1 protein-coding gene is annotated in these 2289 nt (G+C 62.1%); it reads right to left on the bottom strand.

Annotation, left to right across the window (positions count from 1 at the left end):
* On the bottom strand, window positions 1-2289 hold a 2289-nt coding region (locus VEK15_12390; protein HXV61489.1), incomplete at both ends, for an Ig-like domain-containing protein.

The following is a 2289-nucleotide window of genomic DNA, read 5'->3' on the forward strand; positions in this document are numbered from 1 at the left end:
GTCATCGCGGTCCTGGTCGCGCCGTCCTGCTCGAACAGAAGAACCGTCAAGGTTGTGCGCGGGGGCTCGGGAGGCGACAGCGGAAAATCAAACACGACGTCGCCGGCCCGCGTGAAACGCGAAAGCGTCCCAAAGCGTTCGACCACATCCGGGTCCTCGAAAGCTACCGCGCGGGACTCGCGGCCTGTTCCGTCTCTCGCCACCAGGTTCACGAGAGAGCCAAGGGTGCCGAACAGAGCATCGAACAGGACGAAGCGACCTTCGTCATTGGTTGTCGCCGTGTACTGGCCGCCCTGGAGCGCCTCGTCCACTCGAACGGTAACGCCCGAAAGCGGAATTTCGATTGGTGTCACGGCCGACGGGTCGATCTCTCGTGCGATTCCTGTGATTGCCCCCATCGCGTTTCTCCCGGTTGTAGGAAGCGTGGGATACCAAACGCAAAAGTAGAAGCCGCCACTAGAGATCCCGGGAAACGGTGGTGATTCGGTCTTCAGCTTTCCGGCCGTCACCACGGCGGTGTCGATGATTTCGTAGAGTACTTCGCCCTGCTCCTCGATCTTCCGCACGATGACGAAGTCCGCGTCCGGTGGTGCCAGCGGCGGGATGGGAAGCCTCAGGTCCGCCTCCTCCTCGAGCACGGCGCCGCCCATGTTCACTTCCACGCCGGAGCCAAATCCACCAGCGCCATCGGCGGCCGGCAATTCATCAAGAATGGTCTGCTCCACCTCCTTCAGAGTGAAGATCGATGCGCCTGCCAACGCTCCTTCTGGTATGACGAGCTCGAAATCCCCCAAAGCGATCTTGCCGCCTCGGCGGCCAATGGCGACCTCGCCGTCTGGTCCGTGGAACTCCGTCTTGTGGATCACGATTTCACGATTCGAGGCGTCGAGAATCCTTATTTCGAGCTCATCGGTGATGGAAGCCTGGATCGCGAAGAAAAGACTCCCGTCCGGGCCAACATTTCCAGTCACGACGATCCCGTTCGTCAGATTCACGATCGTCACCGAGCTTCCGGGCTCGAACGAGAACGCGGGCGCCTCGATGGTCACGAACCCGTCGGCGTCGGGAAAGCTCACCGTCAGCGTATCGGGGTTCGGCTCCGCGATCGAGTCGTCGAGGGTCGTGAAGCTCGATGCAAACGGGAGCAGAGGATTCGACGTGGTATCCCGGACGGCAGAGGATGCCACCACGACGTAGTTCGTCAGGGGTTCGAGATTGTCGTCGGGAAGGAACGAGACCGAGAGGTTGCCGACGCCCAGGACCGCACGGCCTGGAACCGGCGTCTCGTCCGCTCTCCTCAACGATACCGACGTGGTCGAAATCGTAGAGGGGTCGACGGGCTCGGAGAAGGTGAGCCGGATCGATGGGGATAGCGATACGCCCACGGCTCCATCGAGCGGTGTGGCGTCGGTGACGAACGGTCCGGTCAGGGTCAACGCGAGATCGAGGTTGACCGTGCTCGTCGCCGACGAAGGCGTTACGATGCTCACTGCCTGGTTGCCCGTGACCAGGCTGCGAGCCGTGATCGTCGTCGGTTCGAGTCTCGCCCCGACCGTATAGAAACCCGAGGCCGGCGTAACGTCGGTGAAAGGGCTCGTCGAGGACTCCACTACCGCGAGCCCAGCGGGGGAGCCGCCTTCGGTAACGGTCCCTTGAATGAGGCCGATAGGCTCCGAGGCCTGGAAGAAGAGATAGGTTCCGCCCGAATCGATGGCGACCGAGATCCGACCGTCCGCGAACGATGCCGGGCCGATGAGACGGACTTTTCTTTGTCCGGCGACGAAGAGGAACTTGCCGACGATGAGACCACTGGGCGAAACCAAGTTTGCCGGAAGGGAAAGGGTTCCGGGCACGGCGAGCGTTGCCCCGGAGAGATCCACCTCCGCCGACGCGACCAGGGTCAACCCGTCGAACCCGATTCCGAGCGTCAGCGGATCGTGGGCCTCAACGGAGACGCTGACGGTGCCGTTAGTCAACGCCCCCGAAGGCACGATGAGCTCCGCGCCGCCTGCGCCGTCAACGACGGCGCCTTCCTCTCCTACCAGAATGCCTCGATAGAAAGAGGGCGCCATCTCGATTTCGACGTGGATTCGGCCCTCCTTCAGCTCGTCCACCGTGAACTTTCGGCTAGGCGCTACCGGGAAGTCTACGTAAAGCTCTTCATCTTCGCGCAAGGGGAAACGGTAGAGAGGCATCTCCTGGGAGAACGGCTCTCGGATCAGGGAACCTTCGGCAAAACTCTCGACCGTCTCCTCCACTCGAGCCGAGACGAGTGTTCCGCTCGGAAGT

The sequence above is a fragment of the Vicinamibacteria bacterium genome, assembly GCA_035620555.1.
In the GTDB taxonomy this organism is placed as follows: Bacteria; Acidobacteriota; Vicinamibacteria; order Marinacidobacterales; family SMYC01; genus DASPGQ01.